The organism is Enterococcus cecorum (assembly GCF_052119425.1).
Taxonomy (GTDB): domain Bacteria; phylum Bacillota; class Bacilli; order Lactobacillales; family Enterococcaceae; genus Enterococcus_E; species Enterococcus_E cecorum_C.
The window spans coordinates 42,934-66,305 of the sequence record NZ_JBQKFH010000012.1; the positions used below are offsets into that span (position 1 = coordinate 42,934).

The 23,372-nt window shown below is 35.4% G+C and carries 28 protein-coding genes and 1 other annotated feature; of the genes, 23 read left to right on the top strand and 5 right to left on the bottom strand.

Annotated elements, in window-relative coordinates:
- Positions 1-5 precede the first annotated feature (5 nt).
- From ACTQZM_RS04555 to ACTQZM_RS04565, 3 genes are read left to right on the top strand one after another with little or no spacing between them, the layout of a single operon-like run.
- Positions 6-815, top strand: coding sequence for an ABC transporter permease (locus ACTQZM_RS04555; protein ID WP_441589814.1), 810 nt, complete (start codon positions 6-8; stop codon positions 813-815).
- A complete protein-coding gene (locus tag ACTQZM_RS04560; RefSeq protein WP_243198349.1) occupies positions 812-1,651 on the top strand; it encodes an ABC transporter permease in 840 nt (279 codons plus the stop codon). Before ACTQZM_RS04555 ends, ACTQZM_RS04560 begins: the two co-directional genes overlap by 4 nt.
- On the top strand, positions 1,648-2,721 hold the full coding sequence (locus ACTQZM_RS04565; protein ID WP_441653034.1) for an ABC transporter substrate-binding protein: 1,074 nt from the start codon (positions 1,648-1,650) through the stop codon (positions 2,719-2,721). The genes ACTQZM_RS04560 and ACTQZM_RS04565 overlap by 4 nt, the downstream gene beginning before the upstream one ends.
- 806 nt (positions 2,722-3,527) lie before the next feature.
- Here ACTQZM_RS04565 and ACTQZM_RS04570 read toward each other — a convergent pair.
- The 3 genes from ACTQZM_RS04570 to ACTQZM_RS04580 all read right to left on the bottom strand — a co-directional run bounded on the left by ACTQZM_RS04570 (position 3,528) and on the right by ACTQZM_RS04580 (position 6,846).
- A complete protein-coding gene (locus tag ACTQZM_RS04570) occupies positions 3,528-4,328 on the bottom strand; it encodes an alpha/beta hydrolase (protein WP_441653035.1) in 801 nt (266 codons plus the stop codon).
- A gap of 76 nt (positions 4,329-4,404) precedes the next feature.
- Positions 4,405-4,908, bottom strand: a complete 504-nt coding sequence (locus ACTQZM_RS04575) for a methylated-DNA--[protein]-cysteine S-methyltransferase (RefSeq protein ID WP_441653036.1) — start codon at positions 4,906-4,908, stop codon at positions 4,405-4,407.
- Positions 4,909-6,846: an ABC-F family ATP-binding cassette domain-containing protein gene (locus ACTQZM_RS04580; RefSeq protein WP_441653037.1), complete on the bottom strand. Its 1,938-nt coding sequence runs from the start codon at positions 6,844-6,846 to the stop codon at positions 4,909-4,911.
- Between the two features lie 255 nt (positions 6,847-7,101).
- On the opposite strand from ACTQZM_RS04580, the gene ACTQZM_RS04585 reads away from it, so the two are divergent.
- The 12 genes from ACTQZM_RS04585 to ACTQZM_RS04640 all read left to right on the top strand — a co-directional run bounded on the left by ACTQZM_RS04585 (position 7,102) and on the right by ACTQZM_RS04640 (position 13,347).
- Positions 7,102-7,758, top strand: coding sequence for a redox-sensing transcriptional repressor Rex (locus ACTQZM_RS04585; protein WP_113827633.1), 657 nt, complete (start codon positions 7,102-7,104; stop codon positions 7,756-7,758).
- A 141-nt stretch (positions 7,759-7,899) separates the two neighbouring features.
- Positions 7,900-8,169 carry a 30S ribosomal protein S14 gene (gene rpsN / locus ACTQZM_RS04590; protein ID WP_441653038.1) on the top strand — a complete coding sequence of 90 codons (270 nt, stop codon included), beginning with the start codon at positions 7,900-7,902 and terminating at the stop codon, positions 8,167-8,169.
- A 115-nt stretch (positions 8,170-8,284) separates the two neighbouring features.
- On the top strand, positions 8,285-8,434 hold the full coding sequence (gene rpmG, locus ACTQZM_RS04595; protein ID WP_016251775.1) for a 50S ribosomal protein L33: 150 nt from the start codon (positions 8,285-8,287) through the stop codon (positions 8,432-8,434).
- Between the two features lie 50 nt (positions 8,435-8,484).
- Positions 8,485-8,607 carry a putative metal homeostasis protein gene (locus ACTQZM_RS04600; protein ID WP_087214932.1) on the top strand — a complete coding sequence of 41 codons (123 nt, stop codon included), beginning with the start codon at positions 8,485-8,487 and terminating at the stop codon, positions 8,605-8,607.
- A 126-nt stretch (positions 8,608-8,733) separates the two neighbouring features.
- Positions 8,734-9,135 (top strand): NusG domain II-containing protein, encoded by a 402-nt coding sequence (locus tag ACTQZM_RS04605; RefSeq protein ID WP_016251776.1) that lies wholly within the window; start codon positions 8,734-8,736, stop codon positions 9,133-9,135.
- 97 nt (positions 9,136-9,232) lie between these two features.
- A complete protein-coding gene (locus ACTQZM_RS04610; protein ID WP_441653039.1) occupies positions 9,233-10,141 on the top strand; it encodes a permease in 909 nt (302 codons plus the stop codon).
- A 2-nt stretch (positions 10,142-10,143) separates the two neighbouring features.
- Positions 10,144-10,977, top strand: coding sequence for a TIGR03943 family putative permease subunit (locus ACTQZM_RS04615; protein WP_441653040.1), 834 nt, complete (start codon positions 10,144-10,146; stop codon positions 10,975-10,977).
- A gap of 103 nt (positions 10,978-11,080) precedes the next feature.
- Positions 11,081-11,350, top strand: coding sequence for an IreB family regulatory phosphoprotein (locus ACTQZM_RS04620; protein WP_016251779.1), 270 nt, complete (start codon positions 11,081-11,083; stop codon positions 11,348-11,350).
- Positions 11,347-11,775, top strand: a complete 429-nt coding sequence (gene ruvX, locus ACTQZM_RS04625; RefSeq protein WP_441653041.1) for a Holliday junction resolvase RuvX — start codon at positions 11,347-11,349, stop codon at positions 11,773-11,775. The genes ACTQZM_RS04620 and ruvX overlap by 4 nt, the downstream gene beginning before the upstream one ends.
- Before the next feature lie 26 nt (positions 11,776-11,801).
- Positions 11,802-12,113, top strand: a complete 312-nt coding sequence (locus ACTQZM_RS04630) for a DUF1292 domain-containing protein (RefSeq protein ID WP_047241803.1) — start codon at positions 11,802-11,804, stop codon at positions 12,111-12,113.
- 156 nt (positions 12,114-12,269) lie between these two features.
- Positions 12,270-13,148 (top strand): DMT family transporter, encoded by an 879-nt coding sequence (locus tag ACTQZM_RS04635; protein WP_441653042.1) that lies wholly within the window; start codon positions 12,270-12,272, stop codon positions 13,146-13,148.
- Between the two features lie 13 nt (positions 13,149-13,161).
- A complete protein-coding gene (locus ACTQZM_RS04640) occupies positions 13,162-13,347 on the top strand; it encodes a hypothetical protein (RefSeq protein ID WP_087663142.1) in 186 nt (61 codons plus the stop codon).
- Between the two features lie 29 nt (positions 13,348-13,376).
- Here ACTQZM_RS04640 and ACTQZM_RS04645 read toward each other — a convergent pair whose 3' ends face one another.
- Both ACTQZM_RS04645 and ACTQZM_RS04650 read right to left on the bottom strand, forming a co-directional pair.
- Complete coding sequence (locus ACTQZM_RS04645; RefSeq protein WP_248625075.1) at positions 13,377-13,553, bottom strand: hypothetical protein; 177 nt, start codon at positions 13,551-13,553, stop codon at positions 13,377-13,379.
- Positions 13,554-13,698: 145 nt separating this feature from the next.
- Positions 13,699-14,457, bottom strand: a complete 759-nt coding sequence (locus tag ACTQZM_RS04650; RefSeq protein ID WP_441653043.1) for an epoxyqueuosine reductase QueH — start codon at positions 14,455-14,457, stop codon at positions 13,699-13,701.
- Positions 14,458-14,631: 174 nt separating this feature from the next.
- Positions 14,632-14,865: a binding site (T-box leader), on the top strand.
- Positions 14,866-14,949: 84 nt separating this feature from the next.
- Between ACTQZM_RS04650 and ACTQZM_RS04655 the strand changes: the two genes are divergently transcribed.
- The 8 genes from ACTQZM_RS04655 to uvrC all read left to right on the top strand — a co-directional run bounded on the left by ACTQZM_RS04655 (position 14,950) and on the right by uvrC (position 23,284).
- Positions 14,950-15,963, top strand: coding sequence for a methionine ABC transporter ATP-binding protein (locus ACTQZM_RS04655; RefSeq protein ID WP_441653044.1), 1,014 nt, complete (start codon positions 14,950-14,952; stop codon positions 15,961-15,963).
- Entirely contained in the window at positions 15,935-16,597 is a 663-nt protein-coding gene (locus tag ACTQZM_RS04660) for a methionine ABC transporter permease (protein WP_016251786.1), read from the top strand. Before ACTQZM_RS04655 ends, ACTQZM_RS04660 begins: the two co-directional genes overlap by 29 nt.
- Before the next feature lie 12 nt (positions 16,598-16,609).
- A complete protein-coding gene (locus ACTQZM_RS04665) occupies positions 16,610-17,458 on the top strand; it encodes a MetQ/NlpA family ABC transporter substrate-binding protein (protein WP_441653045.1) in 849 nt (282 codons plus the stop codon).
- 179 nt (positions 17,459-17,637) lie between these two features.
- Complete coding sequence (locus ACTQZM_RS04670) at positions 17,638-18,087, top strand: cell division protein ZapA (protein WP_441653046.1); 450 nt, start codon at positions 17,638-17,640, stop codon at positions 18,085-18,087.
- 2 nt (positions 18,088-18,089) lie between these two features.
- Positions 18,090-18,626 (top strand): CvpA family protein, encoded by a 537-nt coding sequence (locus ACTQZM_RS04675; protein ID WP_441653047.1) that lies wholly within the window; start codon positions 18,090-18,092, stop codon positions 18,624-18,626.
- Between the two features lie 71 nt (positions 18,627-18,697).
- Positions 18,698-21,061, top strand: coding sequence for an endonuclease MutS2 (locus ACTQZM_RS04680; protein ID WP_441653048.1), 2,364 nt, complete (start codon positions 18,698-18,700; stop codon positions 21,059-21,061).
- Between the two features lie 73 nt (positions 21,062-21,134).
- Positions 21,135-21,449, top strand: a complete 315-nt coding sequence (gene trxA / locus ACTQZM_RS04685; protein WP_016251791.1) for a thioredoxin — start codon at positions 21,135-21,137, stop codon at positions 21,447-21,449.
- 47 nt (positions 21,450-21,496) lie between these two features.
- Positions 21,497-23,284, top strand: coding sequence for an excinuclease ABC subunit UvrC (uvrC, locus tag ACTQZM_RS04690; protein WP_441653049.1), 1,788 nt, complete (start codon positions 21,497-21,499; stop codon positions 23,282-23,284).
- Positions 23,285-23,372: the final 88 nt, after the last annotated feature.

Sequence of the window (23,372 nt, forward strand, 5' to 3'; positions counted from 1 at the left end):
ATAAGTTGAGCAAATTAAAACAAATTTATGCGATTCCGTATGTTGCTTGGTTGCTTTTATTTGTCATTGCCCCAGTATTACTAATTATTTATCAGTCCTTTTTTGATATTAGTGGGCATTTCACCCTCGCTAATTATGCGACTTACTTTACATCAGGCAAGTATTTGATGATGACGCTGAATTCGATTTGGTATGCCTTTTTAATTACCTTAACCACTCTTTTGATTAGTTATCCAACGGCGTATTTTTTAACGAAATTACGGCACAAAGATTTGTTGCTACTTTTGATTATTTTACCTACATGGATTAATTTATTGCTTAAAGCCTATGCATTTATTGGTATTTTTGGGATTCATGGTAGTATTAATCAATTCCTTTCATTCTTTGGCATTGCTCCGGTCCAAATCATGTTTACCGATTTTAGTTTTATGACGGTCGCAACTTATATTGAATTGCCATTTATGATTTTGCCAATTTTTAATGCATTAGAAGAAATCAATCCTTCGTTGTTAAATGCGAGTCGGGATTTAGGCGCGAATAACTTTGAAACTTTTAGACGCGTGATTTTTCCTCTATCCTTAAATGGGGTAAAAAGTGGGATTCAAGCGGTCTTTATTCCATCACTCTCACTCTTTATGTTAACGCGTTTGATTGGCGGAAACCGAGTGATTACGCTAGGGACAGCCATTGAAGAGCATTTCTTAGTGACGCAAAACTGGGGAATGGGTTCAACCATTGGCGTGGTCTTGATTGTAGCGATGTTCATTGTCATGATGTTAACCGCAGAAAAACGTAAAGGAGGGGCTAAAAAATGAAGAAAAACCTCTTTTCGAAAATTTATTTAACTTTAGTGTTTATCATTTTGTATGCGCCCATTTTTTACTTGATTTTTTATTCTTTTAATAAAGGCGGTACTATGAATAAGTTCACCGGCTTTACCTGGGAACACTATCAAACATTGTGGTCAGATACGCGTTTGATTATCATTGTGTTAAACACATTTTTACTAGCCTTTTTATCTGCCTTGATTGCGACCATGATTGGAACTTTTGGTGCAATGGCGATTTATTATACGAAGAGACGTCAAAGCCGCACGACATTATTGAGTTTAAATAATATCTTGTTAGTTTCTCCTGACGTTATTATTGGTGCAAGTTTCTTAATTTTCTTTACGATGATTGGCAATTTGTTCAGTAACTTTAGTCTTGGCTTTATCAGTGTCTTACTTTCACACGTAGCTTTCAGTATTCCAATCGTGGTGCTAATGGTTTTGCCAAAGCTACAAGAAATGAATGATAGTATGATTCGGGCAGCCCTTGATTTGGGTGCGAATTATCGTCAAGTCTTAATGCGTATTATTCTGCCATTTCTATCACCAGGGATTATTGCTGGTTATTTTATGGCCTTTACGTATTCCTTAGATGACTTTGCGGTTACTTTCTTTGTGACTGGTAATGGATTTTCAACATTGTCCGTAGAAATCTATTCACGGGCACGTCAAGGGATTAGCTTAGAAATTAATGCTTTAAGTACCTTAGTCTTTATCTTCTCGATGCTTTTAGTTGTCGGTTATTACTTCATTAGCAAAGATAATCGCCCACGTCGTAAAAAAGGTCGATCAATCCAAACGGGGGTGGCAAATATCCGATGAAAAAATTGCAATCTCTATTTATTGGTATTTTAGTCATTATCGGTGTATTAGCTTTAGGCGTCCATCATTTACAAAAATCAAGTGGGATGTCGGGAGCTAAAGTTTTGAATGTCTATAACTGGGGAGATTATATCGATCCTGATTTGATTAAAAAGTTTGAAAAAGAATATGGCTATAAAGTCAATTATGAAACTTTTGACTCCAACGAAGCGATGTTTACCAAGATTCAACAAGGTGGTACGGCTTATGACATTACCATTCCTAGTGAATATATGATTCAAAAAATGAAAGAAGAAAACCTTTTAATCCCAATTGATCATAGTAAAATTAAGGGTTTAAACAATATTGATTCGCGTTTTTTGAATTTAAGTTTTGATAAGAATAATAAATATTCCATTCCATACTTTTGGGGAACATTAGGAATTGTCTATAATGACAAATTCGTTGATGGCAAAGATATCCAGTCTTGGGATGATTTATGGCGTCCAGAGCTAAGAAATAATGTGATGTTGATTGATGGGGCACGTGAAGTCATTGGTTTAGGGTTAAATAGTTTAGGTTATTCTTTAAATAGTAAAAATGATAAGCAACTCCAAGAAGCGGTCAATAAATTACGTAAAATCACGCCTAACGTCAAAGCGATTGTCGCCGATGAAATTAAAATGTATATGGCCAACGAAGAAAGTGCAGTAGCAGTCACATTCTCAGGAGAAGCGGCTGATATGATGTATGAAAATGAGCATCTGCATTATGTGATTCCAAAAGAAGGATCGAATCTCTGGTTTGATAATATGGTCATTCCGAAAACGGCGAAAAATATCCAGGGAGCCTATGACTTTATGAATTTCATGCTCGAACCAAAAAATGCAGCACAAAATGCTGAATATATCGGTTATTCGACACCAAATAAAAAGGCCATGAAGCTTTTACCTAAAGAAATAACTAGCGATAAGCAATTCTATCCTTCCGATGAATTAATAAAGCATTTGGAAGTCTATGATAATTTAGGTTCGAAATATTTGGGCATCTACAATGATTTATTCCTTGAGTTGAAGATGTATCGTAATTAATAAAAATACATGAGAAGTTGTCGTTGTAACAATTTTCTCATGTATTTTTTTGTTTATTTATTAATTATTGCATTATCATCAAAATCAAGATACAATAATATTGTAAGCGGTTAATGCTTTTGCTTAAATTTAGCATGGAATTTGCGACTAGAGATATCGGAAGTACACTTAGAAAGGAAAATAGATAACGGAAAAAATGAAGTGATTTTCGAAATGATATTAGCTTTCCATCCATTATTTACAATTTAGTACTTCAAGTTATCCATAACGGGGTGATCTCCTTGAAATATAATTTTAGATATATATTTTTTGAAATATTATTTAACACTTCTAATAGCTTGATTTTTCTTGTAACTGTTTTATTCGTTACGTTTCTTTTATTTATCAATAGTCCGAATATTCTTGATTTACTATTTTGCTTAATTTTATTACTATTTTTTGCGATAATAAAAATATTTATTTGGTGGTTTAAAAAAGACCAACATAGAGTAGAAAGGTATTACGCTTTAAGGGATGAATGGACTCAATCATTAATAAAGGATTTAGCTGGATATTCCATAGTGCTTAGTATTTATGTTGTTGCTTATGTTTTTAAAGAATACTATCTCAAGGAAAATATCTTCCTTTATTCTCCATGTATCGTTATTCCTGTTTATGTATTATGTTACTTGATTGTTAAATTTTTGATTGTTGTCTTTCGGAATTTTTTTAAATAAGGGATTAGTTGCAGCGTAGATTTGTCTTGTAGGTAAAATAAAATACATGAGAAGTTGTCGTTGAAACAATTTTCTCATGTATTTTTTTGTTTATTTTTGGCGTTGTCGTTTCATCCAGGCACTACATTCTTCAAACCATTGTGCAACTTCCGGGAGTAAATATTCTGCATCAAATGACTTCGCGCTTGATTCATTTGCAAGTGCTAAGCCGTGTTTGCCATTTTCAAAAATATGTGCTTCAAAAGGAATGTGTTGTTGATAGAGCGCTTCACAATATTTTAGCGAATTGACTACAGGTACGGAACCATCGGAAAAAGTGTGCCAAATATAAGTTGGTGCCGTCTTTGGATTAATCTGGGCAATCGTATCATATCGCAGACAATCTTCTTTAGTGATGCCTAAATGATCCACTGTTTTTGGCCATCCCAAATCAAAGCTAGTGACTGGGTAGCAAAGAATTGTGCCTTTTGGTTGATAAGAAGCTTCTTGATGGAATTGATGCCACTGACTACTATAAGAGGCAGCTAAATGGCCACCAGCAGAACAACCTAATAAGAAGATTTCGTCTGTATTGGCTTGCCATTTTTTAGCATTTTGATGAATCAACTCAAAAGTGAGGGCGACTTGTTCTAGGCAATCCTCTAAAAATGTGCCTTTAGCAAACGTATCACGTGTCGTATAGTTTAAAACTAATGCGTGATAGCCTTGGTTCATAAAGGATAAGGCAAGTGGCTCTGATTCACGATTAGAAACAAAACGATAGCCTCCACCAGGACAGATGACCACAATTGGTAAAGGCTGTGGGTTTTCTTGGACGATTTCTCTTAAGTAAACATCCACACTTGCTTGGCGCTGATTTTTGCTTGTTAAATCATAGTGTAGTAATTGCATTTGTTTCATCCTCTCGTAATGATAGATTTATTGTCTACCTTTTTCAGCCAAAAGTAAAGTGCAAAAGATTGAACGTTCAACCTTTTGCACGAGTTGAGAGGATATTTTTTTCAAGTGTTAAGAGTCTTTTCTTTAGCGGGATTCCCCAACCAAATCCGGTTAATTGCCCATTTGATCCAATGACACGATGACAAGGGACGATAATTAAAATTGGATTTTTTCCAATCGCATTGGCAACAGCTCTAACTGCACTTGGTCGCTTCATTTTTTGAGCGACGTCTTTGTAAGTAACGACCTGACCATAATCAATCGTCAATAGCGTTTCCCAGACTTGTTTTTGAAACGGTGTGCCTCTCAGGTCAAGAGCAAAGGAGACAGTTGGCAACTGACCGTTAAAGTATTGTTGGTAATATTGGACAAATGGCGTAGTGACTTGTGTATCTTCTAACCACTGATAAGTTGCACGTTCTTTTTCACAATCACTACTAGGCGCTGCAAAGACTAGACCTTTGTCAGATACCCCCAGTGAAATCTGCATATCGGATACTTCAAAGGTATGGGTATAAAGTGTTTCTTTCATCTATTCATTTTCCATTTCTTCTAATGCTAAAGTGGCTGTTTCCCATTCTTCTAAAATGCGATCTTGTTGGCTTCTCGCTTGTTCTAATTCATGATTTAAGTCTAATAATGCTTGGTGGTCCGCAAGATTTTCTGGTAAGGTCATCGCTGTTTCTAATTGTGCAATTTGCGCTTCGATTTGTTCCATTTCTTTTTCTAATTGTTCGATTTGACGGGTGAGACTCCGCAGTGCTTTTTGCTGCTCTTTACTTTGCATAAATGATTGTTTGCCAGAAGAGATTTCCGGTATTTTTTCTTCTGTTTGTGCTTGGAGTGCTTTAAGTTCTTCTTCTTCGCGTTTTTTCTCCAAATAATAATCATAGTCCCCAAGATAGAGTTTGCTGCCATGTTCTGAAAGTTCAATGACTTTAGTAGCAATGCGATTAATAAAATAGCGGTCATGAGAGACAAAAAGAAGTGTTCCAGGATAATCAATCAATGCATTTTCCAATACTTCTTTATTATCAATATCTAAATGGTTGGTCGGTTCATCAAGTATTAAAAAGTTATCTTGATCCATGGATAGTTTGGCCAAGGCAACGCGCGCTTTTTCGCCACCACTTAATAGTGAAATTGGTTTTTCCACATCTTCGCCTGAGAAAAGAAAACTACCCAAAATGGTGCGAATTTCTCCTTCAGGGGTAGTCGTGTGTTCATCCCAAAGTTCATGTATAATCGTCTTATTAGAATGTAAATCGGCTTGTCCTTGATCGTAATAACCAATCGAAACATTGCTTCCCAAGTGGATATCACCTTTAATCAGCGGAATTTGACCAATAATCGATTTTAAAAGGGTGGACTTGCCAATCCCGTTAGGACCTACTAAGGCAATCGCTTCTTGCTTACGAATATCGAGTTCAATCGGTTCGCTCAAAATGACATTTTCATACCCAATAGCACCATCTGTCAGCTGCAAGACGACATTTCCAGATTCTTTTTGGATGTTAAAGAGGAAGTGTGCTGACTTTTCATCCCCTTTAGGTTTATCTAGTCGTTCCATTTTTTCTAACTGTTTGCGTCGACTTTGGGCACGTTTAGTAGTAGATGCCCGCACGAGATTACGCGCCACGAAATCTTCTAATTTTTGAATTTCTTCTTGTTGTTTTTCATAAGCTTTCCATTCGCTTGCGAGTTGCTGGGCTTTTAAATCAAGATATTGACTATAATTGCCTTTATAATAGCGCATTTTCCGACGACTTAATTCATAAACTTCGGTAGCGACTTTATCAAGAAAATAGCGGTCATGAGAGACAATGAGTAACGCACCTTGATAGCCTTGGAGATAGCCTTCTAACCAAGAAAGTGTTTCGATATCTAAATGGTTGGTGGGTTCGTCTAAAATCAGTAGGTCAGGTTTTTGTAAAAGCAGTTTTGCTAAGGCTAGCCGCGTTTTTTGACCACCCGATAAAGTATCAATGGCTTGTTCATAATATTCTGGACCAAATTGGAATCCATGAAGGACGGTACGAATTTCATTTTCATAGCCATAGCCATTTTTTTCTTTAAATTGATGTTGTAATTCATCGTATTCTTTTAATAAGCGTTCATACTCAGCAGAAGTAAAGTCGCTTTCACCCATTTGAATTTCTAACTGGCGCATCCGACTTTCCATTTCCCGGACTTGTGAAAAAGATAAAAGCATTTCCTCCCAAACGGTATTTTCACTTTCCAATCCGGTATTTTGTGCAAGATAGCCGAGTTGAATATTTTTATTGCGGACAATTTGTCCTTGATCAGGTTGTTCAATTCCTGCGATAATTTTGATTAAGGTTGATTTGCCAGCACCATTGCGGCCAACTAAGGCAATACGTGATTGGCTGTCAATTTCCATTTGGATATTTTCAAAGAGGACCTCAGCACCAAAAAGGCGGGCCACTTGATTGACTTGTAAGATAATCATAATTATTTTCATCCTTTAAAATTTACTGCATTCTCAGTCTATCATAGAAATTCAATCTAAAAAAGCAAAAGATAGTTTAGAAAAATTTTGCTTCTTTCTCATGGATTTTGTGGATGTCTGTAATCGCTTTTAAAATGATAAATGAATTTGAAAAATAGTTGCTAATTTGTGAGCAGATAAATTGCTTTTTTTGTGTGAAGTCTGTTAAGATAACCATGGAAATAGTGAATAGTTCACAAATTGGAGGGGAAAAATGTGAAAGAAAAACAAATTCCAAAAGCTACTGCCAAACGTTTACCGATTTACTATAGATACTTAAAAATGCTCCATCAAGCAGGTAAAAAGAAAGTATCTTCTACTGAATTAAGTGAAGCGGTACAAGTTGACAGCGCAACGATTCGTCGTGATTTCTCTTATTTTGGGGAATTAGGGAAACGTGGCTATGGTTACGACGTTGAAGAAGTGATGCTGTTCTTTGCGGTGACTTTAAATGAAGACAAGATGACGAATGTTGCCTTGATTGGGGTCGGAAATCTAGGAAGTGCTTTGCTGAAGTACAAGTTCCATCATAGTAACTCTATTCGCATTAGTGCGGCATTTGATGTGGATGAAAACCTAGTTGGACGGATTATTGATGGAATTCCTGTTTATCCAATGAGCGACATGAAGGAACAAATTAAGATTCAAGCGATTGACATTGCCATCTTAACTGTACCTGCTGATAAATCACAAGATGTCGTTAATGAATTGGTTGAATCAGGAGTGAAGGGCATTCTTAATTTTACGCCAGTTCGTTTGAATGCACCACAAGATGTGATTATCCAAAACGTAGACTTAACGAATGAGTTACAGACTTTGATTTACTTTTTAAATTCTGATAATCCACCAATGGATATTTTTGTACATAATTAAATTTATCCTTGGTTATCAATAAATGAGTGGAGAGGCTAGTAAAATAGTACTCTTCACTTTTTTTATTGACAATGATTTAAAGAGATGTTAATATAATTTACAAATCGAAACAATTACGATTTAAAAGAGTAGAGGTGTATTATGGCAAAAAAAGCAAAGATCGAAAAAGTAAAAAAACAAGCAGCGTTAATTGAACAATACGCAGCTTTGAGAAGACAGCTAAAGCAAGAAAAAAATTACGCAGCCTTAGCAAAATTACCTAAAGATGCTAATCCAAATCGTTTAAAATTAAGAGACCAGCTTGATGGTCGTCCTCGTGGGTATATGCGTAAATTTGGAATGTCTCGCATTAAATTTAGGGAATTGGCTCATCAAGGGTTACTTCCTGGGGTGAGAAAAGCAAGTTGGTAATAACAGGAAATCAATGAATAGGGAATTGTAGTGTGATAAATTTTATGATTCATAGGTTTTCAAGTTGAGAATTAGACGATAATTTAGAAAAAAATCTACTGGGAGGGAAAGAACTATGCGAAAAAATATTATTTTAGAATGTACGATAACAAAGGAAAGAATTTATTTAACGACCAAAAATACACGTAATACGCCTGAAAGGCTAGAATTAAAGAAATATTCACCCAAATTACGTAAAAAAGTAGTTTTTAAAGAAGTAAAATAAATAATCCAAATAAGTGAAGATATCAGATATACGGAAAGAGGGAAGAAATATTGGAAAAGAATGATTTGTCTAGTGCTTACAGACGATTGAAAAGTCCAAATATCAAAACAAGAAAACGAGCATTAAAGATAATAAAATTGCATAAAAAAAATAAATTAAAAAATTCTATATAGTAAAAGTTTCATTAGGTTTATTTATGATACCATTGTTCATAAATAAGCCTATTTTTAAATTCTATGAAAGGAGAGACTACTTAAATTTATTATTGGTAAACCTATTTTCAAGTAGTTTGTAGTTAGATGTACCACTTAATGAGAATGAAGTTTGGCGATCTTATTTTGATTGTATTATTTCTTTTTGCTTCATTTTTACCATTAGTTTTTTTTCATGTTCAACAATCAAATGAAAATAATGTAGTAACCACAAAATATGCTATTGTAAAAATTAAAGGAAAAGAAGTAGAAAGATTTGATTTAACAAAGAAACAACATATTTTAAAAACATATTATCCTAATAAAAAGCAATATAATATTATTGAAATTTATCATGGACGAATACGTGTGAAAGAAGATAATAGCCCTGACCAAATTGCTGTAAGAACGGGTTGGATTGATACAGTTGGTCAAACAAGTATCTGTCTACCACATCAATTAATCATTACTATCGAACAAGAGGGTATAGATAATTATCATATTTATTGAGTATGCTTTTTTCTTAAGATTAAGCTTGAATGGTTGTACTTTCTTTCGTTTCGTAATACTCTAATTAGTTGAAAGATAAGTCGTTAGGAGGAAATTTATGTTTCAACAGCTACCTCATTCGTTTTTACAAATGAGTATGATTTTTTTATCCATTGTCATAGAAGCTTTACCATTTGTCTTATTGGGATGTATTATTTCTGGTGCGCTTCATGTATACCTAACTCCCGAGCGCGTGAAGAAATTTTTACCAACTAATAAATTTTTATCGATTTTAGTTGGTTCTACCATGGGAATCTTTTTTCCGTCTTGTGAGTGTGGGATTGTGCCGATTGTGAATCAATTTGTACGTAAAAAAGTACCTACCTATACAGCATTTGCTTTTATGTTGACCGCACCTATTATTAATCCGATTGTCTTATTTTCAACCTTTATTGCTTTTGGAAATTCATGGAAATTTGCCTTGCTTAGAGCAGTGGGGAGTTTACTAGTTGCAGTAGTTGTGGGGAGTTGGTTGGCCTATTTTTATAAGCAACCTATTTTAAATGAAGAAGGTCTACGCGCGATGCAAGAAGTGCCTGTACATCAACACGATCATCATGAAAAAACAAGTCGCATCCACGCCATTGGTCATGTGTTAGATCATAGTTTGGATGAATTCTTTGATACCGGACGCTACTTAATGATTGGTGCACTTTTATCAGCAAGTATGCAAACTTACTTACCGACAAAATGGATACTCACTTTGGGCTCTACGAAATTACTCGCTATTTTTGTGATGATAATTTTAGCTGTTATCTTATCGCTATGTTCCGAAGCAGATGCGTTTATCGGTTCAAGTTTATTAAGCTTATTTGGACAAGCACCGGTGATTGCCTTTTTAGTCTTTGGTCCGATGGTGGATATCAAGAATTTGTTAATGATGAAACGCTACTTTAATACGCGCTTTATTGCCTCGATGGTTGGCTTAGTTGCACTTGTAGTCATTATCTATGCATGGGTGGTGTAAGGATGATAAGGTTTTTAATTTTGATCGGTTATGTTTGGTTGATGATGTTTTTGCAAATCAGTGGTAAGCTCAATCAATATATTAACGTCCATTATCGTTATTTAGCCTTTTTATCTATGGGGCTCGCTTTTTTATTAGCGATTGTGCAACTTTTTAAATGGGTGAAAAATGATAAGCATAACACACACCACGAAGACGATCATCATCATGGCATGCAAAAGGGCTATCAAAAAGTGATTGGTTATGCTTTATTAATGATGCCGATTGTGGTTGGTTTAGCTTTTCCTAAAGTTAGTTTGGATACGACCATTGTTGAGGCTAAAGGTTTTCAGTTTCCGCTAAGTAAAGAATCTACGGGTGATCCGTACTTTCAAACGCAGTATTTACGTCCAGATACGAGCATTTATTTTAATACCACGGATTATCAAAAACAAATGAATCGACTCTTAGATAAATACACTAAAGATCAAAAAATTGTTATTACTGATACGAATTACTTGGAGTTGATGGAAATTATCTATAATTATCCAAGTGAGTTTATTGGTAAAAAAATTCAATTTAAAGGTTTTGTGTATCATTCAACAACTGCCAACCAGCAAGATATTTTCTTATTTAGATTTGGCGTCATTCACTGTATTGCTGATTCTGGGGTCTTTGGTTTAAGAATTGATTTTAATAAACCAACCTCATATAAGAATAATGATTGGTTATCAGTGGAAGGTGAATTAGTTTCGGAATACTATGCACCATTTAAACGAGAATTACCAGTTGTAAAAGTATCCCAGGTCAAACAAATTCAAGCACCAAAAAATGAGTATGTTTATCGGACTTTTTAAAATTTTTAAGAAAAAAGCTAAAATCATATCTAAAAATAAAAATATCAGTTATAATAGAACTTAGAAGTAGTATGATTCTATTTTAGAAAAAGAGGTGTTTACTATGGGCTTTACAGATGAAACAGTCCGTTTTAGTTTTGATGATAACCGTAAAAAAGAAGTAAGTGAAACTTTAGAAATTGTTTATCGCGCACTTGAAGAAAAAGGATATAACCCAATCAATCAAATCGTGGGTTACTTATTATCCGGCGATCCAGCTTATATTCCTCGTTATCGCGATGCTCGTAATCTCATTCGTCGTCATGAACGTGATGAAGTATTAGAAGTGTTAATTCGCTATTACTTAACGAACCACGGGATTAATGTCCAATGAGAATTATGGGATTAGATGTCGGTTCGAAAACAGTGGGCGTAGCAGTCAGTGATTTAATGGGCTGGACGGCTCAAGGTGTAGAAATAATTCGAATCGATGAGGAAAAAGAAGAGTTTGGTTTAGAACGTTTAGCTGAATTAGTGAAAGAATATGAAGTCGAAAAGTTTGTTGTGGGTTTACCTAAAAATATGAATAATACAATTGGTCCACGCGCATTGGCTTCACAAGCTTATGGGAAAATGATTGCTGAAAAATTTCAGTTACCAGTTGACTATCAAGATGAACGTTTGACAACTGTGCAGGCAGAGCGTATGCTAATACAGGAAGCTAATACTTCGCGAGCAAAACGCAAGAAAGTCATTGATAAATTAGCAGCCGTAATGATTTTACAAAATTATTTAGATATTTCTAGTAAATCATTATGAACATAAATAGAAAAGAGGAATGCAACATGACACATCATCATCATGACCATGATCACGATCATGAAGGACATGAACACATTACTTTGGTAGATGACCAAGGAAATGAAACATTATACGAAATTCTTTTAACCATTGATGGACAAGAAGAATTTGGCCGTAATTACGTCTTGTTATATCCTGCTGGTGTGCCAGAGGATGAAGATGTTGAATTACAAGCCTATGCCTACTTAGAAAATGAAGACGGCACAGAAGGCGAATTACAACAAATCGAAACGGAAGCTGAATGGGATATGATTGAAGAAGTATTCAATACCTTTATGGCTGAAGAGGAAGAATAATCAATCAAAGTGTTGGTATTTCAAGAATGCCAACACTTTTTTTACGCTAAAAACAGCTGGGAGGGGCAATTTGGGGTAAATGTAAGATAAACCCTTTTATTTTTAGCATTTTCATGTATAGTATAAGTATTATGAAATTTTTGCGGAGGATAAAAAGTGAAAACTAAGGGAATGATTTATGCAGCTAGTGCAGCGGCTTTTTGGGCAATTTCAGGAATTTCCGGACAAATTTTGTTACAACAATTTTCCTTTACTGCCAATTGGTTAGTCTCTGCGCGCATGCTTGTTTCAGGTTTCGTCTTAATATTAATTAGTCAAGGGAGTCATAAAGGAAAGCTGTTGGCCATTTTTAAAAATCCTAAAGATGCCCTGTCCTTAATTTTATTTGGAATTTTTGGGATGTATGCGGTCCAGGCTGGTTTTTTTCAGACCATCGCTTTTAGCAATGCTTCTTTTGCGACGATTATCCAATTTACAGGTCCAGTATTCATCATCTTTTATGAAGCATTTAGGCAAAAACGTTGGCCGAGTATTCAAACAATATTTTTGTTATTATTGACATTTATTGGTATATTATTACTAGCAACTCATGGAAATTTACATCAATTAATTGTTCCGAAGATGGCCATTATAATGGGATTGATTGCAGCACTTGCCATTGCCATTTATAGCATCTTGCCAAGACAACTGATTAGTGATTATGGCAGTTTAAGTGTTGTTGGTTGGGGGATGTTAATCGGTGGGACTTTTGCTAATCTTATTCATCCATTTTGGCATCCAACAGGAACTTTTACGCTATTTTCAGTGAGTCAGTTTTTAATTGTCGCTTTAGTGGGGACGGCTCTATCCTTTTTTTGTTATTCTCAAAGTTTACGCTATATTTCACCGTCGCTTGCAGGAATATTAACTGCGGTAGAGCCACTCTTATCTTTAGTATTTTCAATTATCATCTTCCAAATGGCATTTGGTTGGATTGAGTGGGTAGGATTTTTAATGGTCTTTTGTTCGATTCTACTCATCCAAAAGCAATTATAGAAAGGATTTTGGTATGAGCTTTAAACGTTTTTTTCAATTATTTATTATTTATTTAGTTGCAATTCTGATTTGTGAGGGTGTAAGTAATGGATTACATCTTTCTACAAGTGGGAGAATTGCTGTTTTTGCCATTTTAGGCTATATGATTTTAACCATTCCTTTGACCATACTTACAATTTTAAAAAATAAAAAAAGCTAGGCAGTTCAAAATTTAACTGCCTAGTTTTTTTAAAGAATTTTTTTCAATTGCTCTTTTTTGGTTATGAATTTAAAGAGAATATGAAAGATGCCAAATGCGATGAGTCCAATACCAAAGTAGAAATTGCCTTGCCAAATAAATAGCGTGTTGATACAAGCAACAACAATTAAAAGGATAAAGAAATATAGCATTTGCGTCATAAACATTTTTCTTTGAACCTCCTTTTGGGGAGTTGGCATCTTTTGAACCAATTTTTTGGCACGCAACATTAGGGTTAAGACCAATAGTCCAGTACTTAAAAAGATACATAGATAAATACTAACTAAAAAAGTGAAAGCCAGGTTAAGTATACTAATCAGCATTGAAAGTAAACACCAACTTACCATTTTCTTTTTCATAATTATCTACATATTCTTGGGCTTCTTTTTTGATTGCTTTAAAATCTATCCCTTGTTGTTTAGCAGCAAAGACACAGCCACAATAACATTGACGAAACACATCATATTCTTTACACATTTCGATTGAGCGTTGGTAGCCTTGGTTTTTCTTGAAATCACTTGGTAGATAATTGGTATTGTAAATTTTTTGAATATCCATGCCAATCTGGTTAATCAATTGGCTATTTTTCTTAGGAGAGATGGTTAAGGCACTTCCAAAATAATCATATCCTAACTCTTGGGCTTTTTGGGCAACTAAGTCAAGGCGTAGATTAAAGCACGCATCACAACGTTTACCGCCTTCTTTTTCATTATGTAAGTTTTGTTTCACCATCATTTGAATAAAATCATTGGGGTTATATTCATCGACAATCAGTTGCACATTGTTCCCTGTATTTGCATTGAAATCTTCAATAAATTTCTTTTGCACAATCATCCGACGTAAGTATTCACTTTCAGGATGAATGTTAGAATTAGAGAAGAAGATTGTCACATCAGCATATTGGCATAAAAATTCTAACGTATAAGTCGAACAAGGGGCACAACAAGAATGTAGCAAAATTCGTGGACGTTCTTCATTTTTCTCCCATTCAATAATCATTTTTCGTAACACACGATCATAATTGATTTTTTGATTTTTCATTTTTTCAACAATCATATCTGCATTTAACATCAAAAAATTCCTCCTTGAACTCTTATTATACTAAAAAAGATAGATAGAAAAAAGAACCGTATTCAATTTCTTTATCTTAAATCGTGATGAGAGTCAGTTAAAAAATATTCATAAAAATAAATATTTGTAGTTGACACATTGAAAGACTACTTGTATACTTACCTCATATTCATAGTTTTGACATTGAAGAGAAGAGTAGCTTATGTGAAATTAGTTAAAGAGAATCCGGTTGGTGAGAAAGGATGCTAATTGAGTAAGTGAAGATGAGCTCGGAGTTTCTAAATTGTTCACGCAATTTAGACGGGAATGACCGTTATATCATCGGGTTTCAAATGGAACTTATGGAGGCATTGTCTGTAAGGATAATGCGAATTAGGGTGGTAACACGATTTTTCAGTCGTCCCTTTGCTGATAGTGGCAAAGGACGGCTTTTTTGTTTACAATAGTTATTTGAAAGTTATCATTCAAAGATGTATCAGAAAGGGAAAGAAAATGATTGAATTAAAAAATGTGAGCAAAACGTTTCAAGTACAGTCAAGAGAAGTAACAGCAGTCAAAGATGTTTCCTTAAAAGTTGAAAAAGGCGAAATTTTTGGTATTGTTGGGGCTTCTGGGGCTGGGAAATCTACTTTAGTGCGTTGTATGAATTTATTAGAAGTCCCTACCTCGGGGGAAGTGCTTTTTGACGGTGTAGATTTAGTCAAGCTTAGTCAAAAAGAATTATTACAAAAACGCCAATCGATTTCGATGATTTTCCAAGGATTTAACTTATTTAGTCAACGTAGCGTGTTGAAAAATATTTGCTATCCTTTAGAAATTGCAGGTGTAAAAAAAGAAGCAGCTACCAAAAAGGCGCAAGAGTTATTGGAATTGGTTGGTTTAGGTGATAAAGCGAATGCCTATCCTTCACAATTATCCGGTGGGCAAAAACAACGGGTGGCCATTGCCCGCGCTTTAGCAACTGATCCAAAAGTATTGCTATGTGATGAAGCAACCAGTGCGCTAGATCCTGGAACAACTTTGCAAATTTTAAACCTTTTGCAAGAAGTTCGTGAAAAACTTGGTGTGACTGTTATCATTATTACCCATGAAATGGAAGTCGTACAAAGAATCTGTGATAAAGTTGCCGTAATGAATCAAGGACAAGTGGTTGAAACAGGGACAACGGAACAAATCTTCTTAAATCCGAAATCGCCAATCACTAGAAAAATGTTACTAACAGAGCAAAATACAGAATTTATTCCAAGCACCGGACCAATCATTCGTATCAGTTTTGATGGGCAAGCGGCATCTTTACCGTTACTTTCTAAATTAATTTTAGAATCACAAGCGCCAATCAATATTTTAAAAGCTGATACAGAAGAAATTAAAGGAAAAGCTTTCGGTCAGATGATTGTACAATTACCAGAAAAAGAAGCTTTAGTTGAAAAAATTAAAGAAATCTTGGTTCGAGAAGGCTTAGATTTTGAGGAAGGAAGTGCTTATCTTGGACGCAACAATGATTAATACTTTAACTACTGGAATCATCGAAACAATATATATGGTTTTTGTTTCAATGATTGTCACTTATGTATTTGGCTTACCATTAGGCGTTATATTATTTGTGACGGATAAAGGGTCGCTCTATCCGAATCGTATCGTCAATTTAATATTAGGATTTTTAGTCAATGTCTTTCGCTCGATTCCATTTTTGATTTTATTGGTTTTATTATTACCATTTACTCGTTTTGTTGTAGGGACAACACTAGGTTCTACCGCGACAATTGTGCCATTAGTGGTCTCAGCGATTCCATTTGTTGCTCGTATGGTGGAATCTTCCTTAAAAGAAGTGGATGCTGGTGTGATTGAAGCGGCATTGTCTATGGGGTCTAACTGGTGGCAATTAATCACTAAAGTCTTACTTCCTGAAGCAAAACCGTCTTTAGCAGTAGGAGCCGTGATTACTTCGGTTACAGTTTTAGGTTATTCAGCGATGGCCGGCTTTGTTGGTGGCGGTGGTCTAGGGACGATTGCCATTAACTATGGTTACTATCGCTATGATAATAATGTAATGATTATTACCGTTGCAGTAATTGTCATTATTGTCCAACTGATTCAAGTGTTGGGAATGAAATTAGCAACAAAAATAGATAAAAGATAGGAGAAATGAAAAATGAAGAAAAGTTTTAAAAAGATTACACAAATTTTAACAGTTGGTTTAGCAGTGGTTGCTTTAGCTGCTTGCGGTGCTGGCAAAGGAAATGAAAAAGAGGCTAGCAAATCTGCGGATAACAAAACTTTAATCGTCGGAGCAAGTCCAACCCCACATGCTGAAATTTTAGAGTATGCCAAGGATGCGATGAAAAAACAAGGCTATGATTTACAAGTAAAAGTTTTTAACGATTATATTATGCCAAATACGTCTTTAGAAGATAAACAAATCGATGCGAACTATTTCCAAACCGTACCATACATGGATAACTTCAATAAAGAAAAGAAAACGCATATTGTAAGTGTTGGTAAGGTGCATTTCGAACCACTTGGCATTTATCCAGGGAAAACGAAAGCTATTAAAGATTTACAAAAAGGTGCAACGGTTGCGATTCCAAATGATCCATCGAATGAAGCACGTGCCTTATTATTATTAGAAGCAGCTGATTTAATTAAATTAAAAGATGGCGCAGGCATTAATGCAACGATTCAAGATATTGCTGAAAACCCATTGAATTTAAATATTAAAGAAGTTGAAGCTGCCCAAACTGCCCGTTCATTACAAGATACGGATATTGCTGTAGTGAATGGTAACTATGCGGTTGCTGCTAAATTAGATGTGAAAAAAGATGCTTTATTTGTAGAATCTGCTCAATCTGAATCTGCACAAACTTATGCAAATGTCATTTCTGTACGTAAAGGTGACGAAAAGAATAAAGCAGTGAAAGCCTTAGTAAAAGTTTTACAAAGCGATGATATGAAGAAATTTATTGATGATAAGTACAATGGCGCAGTTGTCCCAGTGAACTAATTGTCTAAAGAAATCAGAGTGTTGGTTGTGACACTCTGATTTTTTTATGCTTCTTCATGCCAGCTATTTTACATTTATTGAAATTTGGTTATAATAGGTAAAGGTATTTTGTCTATTAAGAAAGTAGGCAAAATGAGAATTGTCTCTATTGATGAGAGTCGGTTAAAGGAGAAATGAAGATGCCATCACCTAAAACAAGATATAAAGCAAATATCGATGGTCAAACTTATACAATCATTGGACACGAAAGTAAAGAACACATGGATTTAGTTGTTCGCCTAGTCAATGAACAATTAAATGAAATAAAAAGTTTATCTACGCAAATTGATAATGAACAAGCTGCGATTTTAGTTAGTGTTAATGCGATTTCAGATCAACTAAAAAAACAAGCAAAGATTTTAGAACTTGAGAAAGAAAATCAAGAATTACGTCAAAGAACAATTAAATTAGTTGAGTTAGAAAATCGTATCAAGCGGATTGAAGCGATTGAAAAAGAAGCCAAAGAAGTGCTTGAAAAGAATGGTCAAACAGATATTGAAATTCACAATCATGTCCAAGCACAACAAATTTTAAACGAAGAACGCAAACGGAGCATTCAAGAAAAGAGTAGCCAATCTCAGGAAGGATAAGCATGTTAAATATTTTCTTTTTCTTTTTATTAATATTTTCCTTTTATTCTGGGGGGCGTCGTGGATTTGCCTATCAGTTAGTTTATTCAGCAGGATTTATTCTCTCTTTTATGATTGCTAGTTCCATGTATCAGGGATTAGCAAAAAAGTTAGAGCTTTATATTCCGTATATGTCTGTTACGGTGGATAGTAGGTTAGCTTTCTATTCTCAGGAGGCAGCACTAGATTTAGATAAAGCCTATTATGCGGCTGTTTCATTTTTTATCATTTTATTTATTGGATGGTTGCTTACAAAATTTATTGGTATCTTTTTTGTACAATTACGTTTTGTCCGCTTGTTAAATGATTTAGACTGGTTACCCGCGGGAATATTAAATTTAGGTATCAGCTATACATTCATTTGCTTATTTTTCTATATTTTGAGCATGATTCCATTAGCGACAATCCAAAATGTATTTTTCAAACCTGATTTTGCAAGTTTCGTTGTGAAGCATTCACCGATTCTTTCAAATATGTTTGAGCAGATGTTCTTGAAATAAGTTTGATGAGGAAGGCGATTATATAGTCCTTCCTTGTTTCGTTTACCATTAATTGTGAGAGGAAGGTTAGATTGAATAAAAGAATTTTAGAAGTATTAGAATATCAGCAAGTCAAAATGCAAATTGCCCAGTATCTAACCACAGATCAAGGGCTGGAAATATTAGATAAATTACATCCCATTGCCAAAAAAGAAAAACTGGATCATTGGTTAGCCGAAACCTTTGAAGCGATGGAAATTCTAAGACTTAAAGGAGGCATCCCAATTCCTCGTTTAGAAAGCATTACTCCTCATATGAAACGTATTGAGATTGGTGCCAACTTAAATGGTCAAGAACTTGCGCAAGTCACAAAAGTATTAACAACTACTCAAGAATTAGTGACCTTTTTTGAAGAATTAAAAGAAGCAGATTTGCCTTTAGATCGTATGTATCATTGGGCGGAACAACTCACTTACTTACCAGCTTTGACGAAGGAGTTGAAGCTAGCGATTGATGAAGACGGGCGTGTGAATGATGAAGCTTCTGAAGTATTGCGTAATTTACGTCGTCAAATTAGACAAAGTGAGCAAACGATTCGCGAAACACTAGATGGCTTAATTCGTGGGAAAAATGCTCGCTATTTAAGTGATACGTTGGTAACGATGCGTAATGACCGCTATGTAATTCCCGTTAAACAAGAGTATCGGGGGATTTTCGGTGGGGTCGTTCATGACCAAAGTGCTTCAGGACAAACTTTATTTATCGAACCAAAACAAGTGCTGGAGTTAAATAATCGCTTGCGTCAACAACAAATCGCAAAACGAGCGGAAATAGAACGCATATTAGCGGAATTATCTGCAAAATTGGTGCCAAATCGTAAAGAAATTGCGCATAATGCGACGGTGTTGGCTTTTTATGATTTTATGAATGCCAAAGCGCGCCATGCCAAAGAATTAAAGGCTTGTGTGCCAGTTATTCACCCTCATAATGAAATTAGTTTAAAAAAAGCCCGACATCCATTAATTGATGCTAAGAAAGTCGTGGCCAATGATATCTTTATCGGTAAGGATTTCCAAACGATTGTCATTACCGGACCGAATACTGGGGGTAAGACGATTACCTTAAAAACACTGGGCTTATTACAATTAATGGCGCAATCTGGTTTAGCCATTCCCGTAGATGAGGAGAGTCAAGTCGGTTTATTTGATGAAGTTTTTGCTGATATCGGAGATGAACAAAGTATTGAGCAGAACTTATCCACTTTTTCTTCACACATGACGAATATTGTCAGTATTTTAAACAAAGCGAATGATAAGAGTTTGATTTTACTTGACGAACTTGGCGCCGGCACTGACCCACAAGAAGGGGCTGCACTAGCCATTTCAATTTTAGATGAGTTGCAAAAACGAAATAGTTTTGTCGTTGCCACTACCCATTATCCTGAGTTAAAAGCTTATGGCTATAATCGTAAACGAACCATTAATGCTTCAATGGAATTTGATGTTGATACCTTAAGCCCTACGTATCGTCTATTAATTGGTGTACCTGGGCGCAGTAATGCCTTTGAAATTTCACGACGTCTTGGTTTAGCAAATCCAATCATTGAGCAAGCGAAACAGATTTTAGATGGCGAAACTCAAGATTTAAATGAAATGATTGCAGACTTAGAAAATCGTCGGAAAATGACTGAAACGGAATATCTTGAATTGCGTCATCATGTCAGTGAAGCTGAACAATTGCATCATGATTTAAAAGTTGCCTATGAAGCCTTTTTTGAAGAACGCGAAGTTGAACTTGCTAAGGCCCGCAAACAAGCCAATGAACTAGTTGAAAAAGCGCAAGAAGAAGCTGATACAATTATTGCTGACATTCGTAAAATGCAATTGCTTCAAGGTCAAGGTAATGTGAAAGAGCACCAATTAATCGAAGCTAAAACGAAATTAGCTGATTTACATCAAGAAGATCATTTGAAGAAAAATAAAGTTTTACAAAAAGCGAAAAAACAAAAAGCACTTAAACCTGGCGATGAGGTAATGGTAGCGCAATATGGTCAACGAGGTACCTTGCTTCAAAAAGTGGATAATCATCATTGGCAAGTCCAAATGGGAATTTTGAAAATGACGATAGCTGAAGATGAATTGCAAGCAACGGACCCTGTGAAAGAAGAACCAAAACGCGTGATTCATACCGTACGTTCCAGTCAAACGAGTCATGTCGATCCACAGCTAGATTTAAGAGGAAAACGTTATGAAGAAGCCTTAAATGAGGTCGACCAATATATTGATGCAGCGATTCTGGCTGGTTATCCGCAAGTCCGTATTGTTCATGGTAAAGGGACAGGTGCACTAAGACAAGGGATTACCAAATATCTACAAAATCATCGCAGTGTGGCTTCCTTTGAATTTGCCCCAGCCAATCAAGGAGGAAATGGTGCGACGATTGTGAAGTTTAAATAGAATATAAGCATGCTTTTTGGTAAAAATGCTAAGACGTGTTATAATTCAATTAAGAACAGAGGAGGTGTAAAAAATGGCAAAAGAAATTACTGATGCTACTTTTTCACAAGAAATCAGCGAAGGTTTAGTCTTAGTTGACTTTTGGGCTCCTTGGTGTGGACCATGTCGTATGCAAGCGCCAATTTTGGACCAATTGTCACAAAAATATGATGAAACTGAGCTAAAAATTACAAAATTAAATGTCGATGATAACCCTCAAACAGCTGCTAGCTTTGGTGTAATGAGTATTCCGACACTATTATTCTTCAAAGATGGCGAATTAGTTGAAAAGCGTGTAGGCGTGCAACCTAAACCAGCTTTAGAGGAAATCGTTGAAAAATTATCTTAATAGATGAGGGTCGACTACTTGATAGCCGGCCCTTTTTTGGTGAAGACATGAAAGAACATATTAAGGAAAAATTAGCATTATTACCTGATCAGCCAGGTTGTTATCTCATGAAAGATGCACAAGGCCAAATTATCTATGTGGGCAAGGCAAAAATATTAAAAAATCGCGTTCGGAGCTACTTTACTGGCAGTCATAATACCAAAACTGAGCTATTAGTTTCGGAAATTGCCGATTTTGAATATATTGTGACTGAATCAAATGTAGAGGCCTTACTTTTAGAAATCAATCTTATCAAGAAGAATCAACCAAAATACAATATCTTATTAAAAGATGATAAGACTTATCCTTTTATTAAAATTACCAATGAAAAATATCCGCGACTATTAATTACACGCAAAGTACTGAAAGATAAGGCCTATTATTTTGGTCCTTATCCCAATGTTGGGGCTGCCAATGAGACGAAAAAGTTGTTGGACCGACTTTTTCCGTTGCGTAAGTGTCAGGTTTTACCTAAAGAAGTCTGTCTGTACTATCATATGCATCAATGCCTAGCACCTTGTGTATTTCAAATCGACCCTGAAGAGTATGAAAAAATGGTGCAAGCAATTCGACGCTTTTTAGGGGGAGACTATCAAGAAATCCGCCAAGAAATCGTGGAAAAAATGACACAAGCAGCTGAAGATTTGCAGTTTGAAAAAGCCGCTGAATATCGTGATCAAGTCAAGGCAATTGATACCATTATGACACGCCAAAAGATGACGCAAACTGACTTTGTCAATCGTGATGTGTTTGGTTATTATGTCGAACGCGGCTGGCTTTGTGTACAAGTCTTTTTTGTGCGCCAAGGTAAATTAATACAACGTGATGTTACTAGTTTTCCCATCTATGACGAGCCGGAAGAAAGTTTTTTAACCTTTATTGGACAGTTTTATCAAAAGGCTGAACATATTATCCCAAATGAAATATTGATCCCTGAAGAAATTGATTATGAAAGTGTTGCCTCATTGGTCGATTGTAAAGTAACTCAACCAAAACGTGGAGAGAAAAGAAAATTAGTCTTTTTAGCCAATAAAAATGCGCAGGTTGCTTTACAGGAAAAATTTGCTTTGATTGATAAAAAACAAGAAAAAACTATTGGCGCCGTACAAGTATTAGGGGAGAAAATGGGAATTGTTGCGCCAACTAGAATTGAAGCTTTCGATAACTCCAATATTTCTGGGACCAATCCAGTTTCGGCGATGGTTGTCTTTATTGATGGGAAGCCTGCTAAAAAGGAATACCGAAAATACAAAATAAAAACCGTTACTGGCCCCGATGATTATGCCTCAATGCGTGAGGTGATTTATCGGAGGTATTCTAGGGTGTTAAAAGAAGGACTGCCTTTACCTGATTTGATTATTATTGATGGTGGAAAAGGACAAGTGGATGCAGCCAAAGATGTGCTAGAAAATCAGCTCGGATTGGATTTACCGATAGCTGGATTAGCGAAAAATGATAAGCATAAAACTAGTGAAATGTTATTTGGTCCCGAACTTGAAGTAGTACCATTAGAGCATAATTCACAAGCGTTCTTTTTATTGCAGCGGATACAAGATGAAGTCCACCGATTTGCAATCACCTTCCATCGCCAATTGCGCAGTAAAAATAGTTTTGCTTCACAATTGGATGCGATTGAAGGATTAGGACCTAAACGTAAGCAGCAGTTATTAAAGACCTTTAAATCATTGAAAAATTTAAAAGAGGCGAGTTTAGCCGACATTCAAGCAGCAGGCATACCTCAGAATGTAGCTGAAAATATTATTGCCTTTTTCAAAAAGGGGCTGACCCAAAAGTAGCCCCTATGTGAAAAAATAGAGGTCTTTCCATTTAGATAGTAGTGGAAAGATCTCTATTTATCTTTTGAAAGTGAATACAAAAATAAAG

Excerpts from the sequence above, each read along its gene's own strand:
- ACTQZM_RS04640 (WP_087663142.1), top strand. The coding sequence starts at position 13,162 with ATGAGCTTTAAACGTTTTTTTCAATTATTTATTATTTATTTAGTTGCA.
- ACTQZM_RS04560 (WP_243198349.1), top strand. The coding sequence starts at position 812 with ATGAAGAAAAACCTCTTTTCGAAAATTTATTTAACTTTAGTGTTTATC.
- rpmG (WP_016251775.1), top strand. The coding sequence starts at position 8,285 with ATGCGAAAAAATATTATTTTAGAATGTACGATAACAAAGGAAAGAATT.
- ACTQZM_RS04615 (WP_441653040.1), top strand. The coding sequence starts at position 10,144 with ATGATAAGGTTTTTAATTTTGATCGGTTATGTTTGGTTGATGATGTTT.
- ACTQZM_RS04575 (WP_441653036.1), bottom strand. The coding sequence starts at position 4,908 with ATGAAAGAAACACTTTATACCCATACCTTTGAAGTATCCGATATGCAG.
- ACTQZM_RS04580 (WP_441653037.1), bottom strand. The coding sequence starts at position 6,846 with ATGATTATCTTACAAGTCAATCAAGTGGCCCGCCTTTTTGGTGCTGAG.
- ACTQZM_RS04650 (WP_441653043.1), bottom strand. The coding sequence starts at position 14,457 with ATGTTAAATGCAGATATGATTGTTGAAAAAATGAAAAATCAAAAAATC.
- ACTQZM_RS04675 (WP_441653047.1), top strand. The coding sequence starts at position 18,090 with ATGTTAAATATTTTCTTTTTCTTTTTATTAATATTTTCCTTTTATTCT.
- ACTQZM_RS04565 (WP_441653034.1), top strand. The coding sequence starts at position 1,648 with ATGAAAAAATTGCAATCTCTATTTATTGGTATTTTAGTCATTATCGGT.
- ruvX (WP_441653041.1), top strand. The coding sequence starts at position 11,347 with ATGAGAATTATGGGATTAGATGTCGGTTCGAAAACAGTGGGCGTAGCA.
- ACTQZM_RS04665 (WP_441653045.1), top strand. The coding sequence starts at position 16,610 with ATGAAGAAAAGTTTTAAAAAGATTACACAAATTTTAACAGTTGGTTTA.
- ACTQZM_RS04570 (WP_441653035.1), bottom strand. The coding sequence starts at position 4,328 with ATGCAATTACTACACTATGATTTAACAAGCAAAAATCAGCGCCAAGCA.
- ACTQZM_RS04610 (WP_441653039.1), top strand. The coding sequence starts at position 9,233 with ATGTTTCAACAGCTACCTCATTCGTTTTTACAAATGAGTATGATTTTT.
- uvrC (WP_441653049.1), top strand. The coding sequence starts at position 21,497 with ATGAAAGAACATATTAAGGAAAAATTAGCATTATTACCTGATCAGCCA.
- ACTQZM_RS04620 (WP_016251779.1), top strand. The coding sequence starts at position 11,081 with ATGGGCTTTACAGATGAAACAGTCCGTTTTAGTTTTGATGATAACCGT.
- rpsN (WP_441653038.1), top strand. The coding sequence starts at position 7,900 with ATGGCAAAAAAAGCAAAGATCGAAAAAGTAAAAAAACAAGCAGCGTTA.
- ACTQZM_RS04630 (WP_047241803.1), top strand. The coding sequence starts at position 11,802 with ATGACACATCATCATCATGACCATGATCACGATCATGAAGGACATGAA.
- ACTQZM_RS04645 (WP_248625075.1), bottom strand. The coding sequence starts at position 13,553 with ATGTTTATGACGCAAATGCTATATTTCTTTATCCTTTTAATTGTTGTT.
- ACTQZM_RS04655 (WP_441653044.1), top strand. The coding sequence starts at position 14,950 with ATGATTGAATTAAAAAATGTGAGCAAAACGTTTCAAGTACAGTCAAGA.
- ACTQZM_RS04670 (WP_441653046.1), top strand. The coding sequence starts at position 17,638 with ATGCCATCACCTAAAACAAGATATAAAGCAAATATCGATGGTCAAACT.
- trxA (WP_016251791.1), top strand. The coding sequence starts at position 21,135 with ATGGCAAAAGAAATTACTGATGCTACTTTTTCACAAGAAATCAGCGAA.
- ACTQZM_RS04605 (WP_016251776.1), top strand. The coding sequence starts at position 8,734 with ATGTACCACTTAATGAGAATGAAGTTTGGCGATCTTATTTTGATTGTA.